Genomic DNA, 6669 nt, shown 5'->3' with positions numbered 1-6669 from the left:
GGAAGTATAGGTATTCTTGGTCATGGCGTGATCTCCCTGGCGGTTGCTGCCGCCGGTTGGGTGGGTGGATGTTCACCCGGAGATTACGCCGCCTTCAAATTTCCACCAACTCCGAGACACGACCGCGGGCGATCCTGACCATATCGATCGATCCGGCCATTACGCTGCTGGAACCGCAGGAGCGACCACGGCAGGTCGAAATGGATGAGGCGATGGCACTGGAAGTGCAGGTTAAGCCCCTCGGACGCCATGTCGGAGGCGATCAGGATCCGGATCGGGGACTTTTCCTGCCCAAAGGCGTCAATCACTTCCTGGGTCCGGACATCCGCTTCGACGCTTCCCCCATCCACGCGCGCTACCTGACCCTCGGCCAGATCCAGGTCCGCCTGAAGGCGCTCTGCGAGCCAGGACACGGTGGCGATGCGTTCAGAGAAGATAACGATCCGGTCTCGCGGGGCCTTTCCAGTCCAGCGCAGATCCCTCAGCATTTTGAGAAGGTCCTGATACTTCCGGAAGGCCCCTGTATCGATCGCCGCCACCTGATCTGCGAGGTCCCGGAGCCGGAGCCGATCTTCTTCGGTGCCCCGGGCGGTTCCGTTCTCGATACCGCGGATGCGCCGCTCGAGCGTTTCAAGGCAGGCCGCCGGGCTTGAGAAGATCGCCTTTGCCAGCGTGGTTCGGAACAGATCGATGGCGCGACCCCGGGTCGATTGTTCATCGAGATCCAGATGCAGCTCGGCGATCGACTGATAGGCGATTTCCTCTTCGGGGCTAAGCGGGAAGTTTCTGCGGATCAGTTGCCGCTTCGGGACCTGCTGCCCGATATCGGCAGCGACATTTTTGTCAGACCGGAACCGCCTGATAACCAGATCTTCGATATCCGATCGGTGCAACCGTGTCGGGTCCGGAACGCGCGTCGGATCCAGCATTTCGATCAGGCTCGCGAAACTCTCCTGAGACCCGTCGTGCGGGGTCGCGGTCAACAGGAGGAGAGAGTCGGTCCGCCGGGACAGAAGCTGCGCCAGCTCGGCCCGCTGAGAGTTCGACCCCGCTGCGGCTTTCCGGGCTGCCGCGTTATGCGCTTCGTCGATGATGATCAGGTCCCAGTACGAATGCTTGATCGCATCCCGGATCTGGGCGTCCCGCTTCAGAGTGTCGATCGACACGATGGACCGGTCAAACTGATCAAACACATTGTAATGGGCGGGGATCCGGTTCCGCATGCGCCGGATCGCAGCGCTGTCCAGCCGTGACAGTGGGATCGAGAACCGGGTCCAGAATTCCTTCTGGAACTGGGTGAGCATCGCCCGTGTCGTGACAACGAGAATCCGATCCGCCCGGCCCCGAAGCGCCAGCTCCGACGTGATCAGGCCCGCTTCGAGGGTTTTCCCAAGGCCGACGTCGTCCGCGATCAGCAGCCGGACCCGGTCCTGCGCGAGAGCCCGCTCCACCGGCAGGTGTTGAAACGGCAGGTCATCGATCGCGGCCCGGCCGAGGGTCAGCGGCGTCCGCGTGGTGGTCGGGGTGTTCCGGAACGCGGCCTCGAGATGGAGTTTCGTGTCGATGAGACCGGAGGACGCGTCCGGCACCAGACGCACCGCCGCCGGGTCGAGGACCCGCGCGCCCTTTTCCAGATCCCAGACGAACCGAGCTTCCTTGTCGCGCACCAGGCCGTTGAGGCCGCGGCAGTGAACCTCCCTGAAACCGCGCTTGAGGATCGAGGTGCTCAGAACCTTCCACGTCGCCGAACGTAAACTGATGACGGCGCCGGGGGTGGGGTATGCTGAGATCATTCTCGTTCCTGTTAATTTTCGATAGGCTGCGCCTTGTAATTCTTCTCGATGATCAGATTTCAACCCGAGCAGGCCCCCATGTCCGGAGCAAGATCGACCCGGACAGCATTCAACCACCGAAAGGTTGTGTCATTCAAAGGGATTTTCCTCAATAACTCAAGACGATTAGGCGCTTACGCTGCGATCAGCATTGAAGATCCTTCGCAATGCTGAAAATCTCTCGAGGCGGTCTGTAACGGCGCGCAGGCACCGACCCGATCTTTAGCAGGCGGCTTAACAACACGGCGCGGGATACCCCCCGAAAAAGGATAAACCGGTACGATCCTGATGACACAGATGCTACCATTGACCGTTCCGCTCCTGTGGCGTGAGACCGCGACGTCCTACACATCGCGGCTCGCCGCCCGGAACGGGCTGTCGGCGGCTGCGTTCTGCCGGGACTTCGGCATGTCGTTCCGGTCGGTTGTGGATGGTGACCCTGCCGCCATTCGAACGGTAGCAGGTCTCGGGGGCGTTTCGGCGACCAATCTGGCAGACTGGTCGCCGGTCTCTCTCGGAGGTCGCCAAATTTCGTTCCGCGGTCACATCTTTAGCGGGAAGACCATAAGAAATCCTGAGGCGCGGGGATGCCCTGTATGTTTGCGGGAAGACGCGACCGTTAGCCCACTGCACCCGGCTCAATCTATGGGGATCCGGGGACACTGGTCTGTACCCCACGTCGCCATATGTCGACTGCATGACCACCCACTGGTTCCGCTGTATCGCGATACCCATGCCACGGAGCGATACGATCACGTTCGACATCTCGTCTCCATCGCCCCAGCGATCATCGACAAGGACCTCGATCGCCATCAAGAGCTTCCCACCAGTTTCCAGGACTGGCTGGACGACCGGCTCGCTCATGGTCCGGGTTCGGATTGGCTTTCCGGCCACCCGCTTCATGCCGCGTCGGTGTTCTGCCGACTTCTGGGGATCTCCCTCCTGCGGCTGGACGGGCTGAGGCTGGATCATATCGCCGAGGATTCGCGACACGCCCTTTACGACCAGGGGTTTGAAGTGGCGCAGGGGGGTGAGGAGGCTATCCACCGCGCGCTCCTTCGCCTTCAAAATCTGGTCGAAACCCCACAGGACGGCCCGAAGAAGATATACCCGGCCCTCTATGACCGGCTGTCGCATGATTACGCAGACGACCCGGACTATGCCGATTTCCGGCGCATTCTTCGGGATCATATGGCAGCGGGCTGGCCGCTGGGCCCGGGTGATGAACTCATGGGGGAACCGGTTCACGAGCGACGTTTGCACTCCGTCACGACGGCTGCCCAGGAAACTGGCGTCGATCCTCGGAGGCTTCGGAAGCTTCTGGTCGCCGCAGGTTTACTGACCGAGGACTGTGATCTGCCAGACTCCTGGGCGGTGTTCGACGCTGCAGAGGCGGCGCCCATCCTGGGCGACCTGACAGTTCTTGTTCCCGCCAAGGAATTCCGGGACATCCTCGGCGCGACCCGGTCCCAGTTCGACCTACTGGTCGCAGACGGGGTTCTGGTTCCGGCGCTCGAGACATCGGAGACGAAGTCCGTATGGGATCCCCGGACCGGTGCCGAGTTTCTGACTGGACTGTTGCGGGGCGCTGTTCAGCTCCGTCAGCCCCAGCACAGCTGGGAACACATCTCGAAATCCGCACAGCGGCTCAAGATCGGCCCCGGCGTCATCATCCGAGCGATCATGGAAGGCCGACTACACCGGGTCGGAAACCTTGAGGGCCGGACCGGTTACGCAGCTGTCTTCGTCGATCACGACGAAGTCGCCCGGCTGCTTGGAAGTGACGCGCCCCCGGGGCATAGCATCGAGACCTTCGCGAAATCTGTAGGTTCCGGTCCGCCGATCGGCCTGCGCCGACTGATCCTAGACGGGCACACGCCGGCGACCCGGGCGGTCAACCCCCGGACGAAGGCCGATCAGTTCTACATCACGCCCGCTGACGCGGAGGCGTTTCACGCGAAGTTTTTCACGCCCCGCACGATGGCGAACGCCTATCGAAGGAGCTGGCAGAGCCTGCGGGTGGAACTGGATCAGCGCGGGATCGTACCGTTTAAGTTAGGCGACCGAGATTATGGACGTGTCTTCATACGCGCTTTGGTGGAACGTTGCTTAGGCGTTCCACTGCCCAACGGATGATTGAGGCGCTTATGGTGATGCGGGCAGATTTATTCGCGCGAGTTGCAAATCCCATCTTTACGCGCGACAGCTCAAAGGCGGTCTCGCGCCTCGGTTCCTGACATTCGCCAAGCTACTTCCCACTTTAGTCGGGGTTATTGACGATCACCTGAACAACAGATCAGCATGATTTCATATCCGTATCGGACACAGCGAGCACCCATGTCGGTTACCAGGAAGAACCATTATGTCCCGCAATGGTATCAGGAGAGGTTCTTCGCCTCCGGGAAAAACACATATGTTCTCCTCGACCTGAACCCATCTACCTTCAAACGTCGCGACGGAACCGTTGTCCCAGGTCGCAGCCTTTTCCAGTCACCCACTTCACGCGCATTTTTTGAGCAGGACCTCTACTCGACATTCTTCGGAGTCGACATCAACGATGAAATCGAAAGAAGATTTTTCGGCGATATCGACAGACGAGGTGCCGACGCGGTCCGGGTATTCTGTGGAGATGACCGGAGTTCTTGGCATCACCATTTCGAAGATTTATTCGAATTTCTAGACATCCAGAAAATCCGGACACCCAAAGGTCTCGCATGGCTACGCCAGAAATATCCTGAGATTGGTAGGCTCAGCGAAACGCGGCCAGCTGTCGCCCAGAACCAGTTGATGGTCGAGATGCAAGGTATCCGCATGCTCAACGTTACGATCTGGACCACCGGAGTTCGAGAGATCGTCTCGGCGGAGCGGGCCGGCGTTAAGTTCATCCTGAGCGACCACCCCGTTACGGTCTATAACCATGCCATTCCACCCACCGATGACCGTAACCGGTATCCACAAGATCCATCGATCACTCTCAAGGGGTCCCAAACGCTCTTCCCGCTGGGACCAGATCACCTCCTCATCTTGACTAACCTCGAATACGCGAAGGATCCGGGGACGCGCCCCGATGCGAAGCGAACATTCGCACGAAACTACCAGTCCACGATGGTGTCTACGAACGAATTCATTAGGACGCGGTATCTCACAGACGAAGAGGTCGCCGAGGTGAACTTCGTGATCAAAGCTCGGGCGAACCGCTATGTTGCTGGACGCCGTCGGGAGGATCTTTACCCCGAGGAGGTGGTGTCTAAGTCGTGGTCCGAACTGCGTACCACTTTCCTGCCACCTCCTGACGGCCTCTACCGGTTCGGCGGAGAGATTTTTGTGAGCTTCGAGAACGGCGACGTACGCTACTACGACGAGTTCGGGCGAACCGAGAAGCCGAGGAAATGGCTGCTTAAGGAGCAGCCAAAGACCCGGCCTCGGCCACGCGAGTACTGTCCATGTGGATCCGGTCAGTCGTTCGGGAATTGCTGTCGTGACAAGCCGACGCACCTGCGCATGTCTTGGACGGAGAGGAGTATCCGCGAGCGCAATCTGATGTTTATGGACGCCCTGAGTAAGCTCTTCGAATTGGGGACGAAGGACTGGGACACAATCCGCCGTGAGATGAACGACGACAAGATCGCGGAGATGTATCACCTCTACGATGCCCTGTGGCCGCTCGAAACCGACCTGCTTGCGCTGCTGCCGAAGCCAGACGGCAAGATGCGCTCGCTCTATACAGGTTCTCTACACCCCAAATTGATCATAGAGTTCGCGCTCGGGGCGCCGCTTTATTTTGGTGAAATTATTATCCAAAATCCATTTCTGATTTCTCGAGCCCTGAAAGAGGACAAACGGCCTACTGAGAACCCTCGTCAGTATCGAGGCGAGGCCCTCAAATCCCTTATGACCTTCTTGCAGCTTATGCCGCTCGTTGAGGCGGGCCTGATCACCTTGATCCCGGATCCATGCGATTTCGATTTTCACCTTCGCGATCAGATGATGACTATGGCTCGGGCGCGTTCCCGGTCGATCAAGTTCAGTGCCTCCGACGACCCGAGGCTCGAGGCCGTGATGCAGGAAGACATGCGCCGCATGATGCTGAACTTGCCGAAGGACGCCTTGGTTAAGCACATGTTGGAGCTGGGTGGTGATGACGCGGAAATCGAGGCGAATACCCTCGTCAACCTAATCGAGCGATTGAAGGTCGATGATATGCTGGCCATCCTTCAGGAGGATCCGCTTTCGGATGGCGGCCAGTTCGAAGTCATGAAGCTGGCCCCTAACTTCGAGATGGCGATGTATTTAGCCCAGGCCACGGGCGCGCAGATACTGACCGACAGTCCTCTCCGCTGGAAGGAGCTCCAAGCTACGCTCGCAGACTGGCGCCTGAGAAGCGTCCCGGCCCTGATCGAGTTGCAGCGAGAGATATCGTCAACTCCGGTCGAGATTCCGGCAGGTCATCAAGCTATTCTCAACTTCGTCGACGATCCTTCTTTCCGCGGGATGGAGTCTCTTTTCCGTGCGGCCTTCACCTATACGGCTGCTCGTTCAGCAGACCAAGTGAAGCCGAACTTCGAAGCACACCTTGCTGGGCGCTTTCGGCGACAGCGGGAAGCGACGAAATCGTTGATCACCCGCGCCAAACTGCCCGCCTTAACCGCGCGCTTGACGACCGCGTTTGTATTCGGAGGTTTCCAGAGCAACACGATAAATCGCCTCTTGCTGATGTCCAACTCAGAACACCACCTCCAGTCGGTTCCGATGGCGACTTTGATCGAGCGTTGGGATGATTAAGCCGATCCTGAAAAAACTCCTTGACACCCTTTGCGCAGGCTTATGGTTTCGCCTG

Annotated in this window: 3 protein-coding genes; 2 read left to right on the top strand and 1 reads right to left on the bottom strand. The window is 59.1% G+C overall.

Features of this window, described 5'->3' with window-relative positions:
• Nucleotides 1-83 precede the first annotated feature (83 nt).
• Nucleotides 84-1793: a DEAD/DEAH box helicase gene (locus AAFO90_RS09445; protein ID WP_347509256.1), complete on the bottom strand. Its 1710-nt coding sequence runs from the start codon at nt 1791-1793 to the stop codon at nt 84-86.
• A gap of 327 nt (nt 1794-2120) precedes the next feature.
• Here AAFO90_RS09445 and AAFO90_RS09440 point away from each other — a divergent pair, with 327 nt between their 5' ends.
• The gene (locus AAFO90_RS09440) at nt 2121-3968 is read left to right on the top strand and encodes a TniQ family protein (protein ID WP_347509255.1); all 1848 of its coding nucleotides are present in this window, start codon (nt 2121-2123) and stop codon (nt 3966-3968) included.
• Between the two features lie 201 nt (nt 3969-4169).
• A complete protein-coding gene (locus tag AAFO90_RS09435; RefSeq protein WP_347509254.1) occupies nt 4170-6614 on the top strand; it encodes a DUF4238 domain-containing protein in 2445 nt (814 codons plus the stop codon).
• Nucleotides 6615-6669: the final 55 nt, after the last annotated feature.

The sequence above is a fragment of the Phaeobacter sp. CAU 1743 genome, from assembly GCF_039839315.1.
Taxonomy (GTDB): Bacteria; Pseudomonadota; Alphaproteobacteria; order Rhodobacterales; family Rhodobacteraceae; genus Phycobacter; species Phycobacter gallaeciensis_A.
This window is presented reverse-complemented; position numbering and strand designations above follow the sequence as displayed.

Excerpts from the sequence above, each read along its gene's own strand:
- AAFO90_RS09445 (WP_347509256.1), bottom strand. The coding sequence starts at position 1,793 with ATGATCTCAGCATACCCCACCCCCGGCGCCGTCATCAGTTTACGTTCG.
- AAFO90_RS09440 (WP_347509255.1), top strand. The coding sequence starts at position 2,121 with ATGACACAGATGCTACCATTGACCGTTCCGCTCCTGTGGCGTGAGACC.
- AAFO90_RS09435 (WP_347509254.1), top strand. The coding sequence starts at position 4,170 with ATGTCGGTTACCAGGAAGAACCATTATGTCCCGCAATGGTATCAGGAG.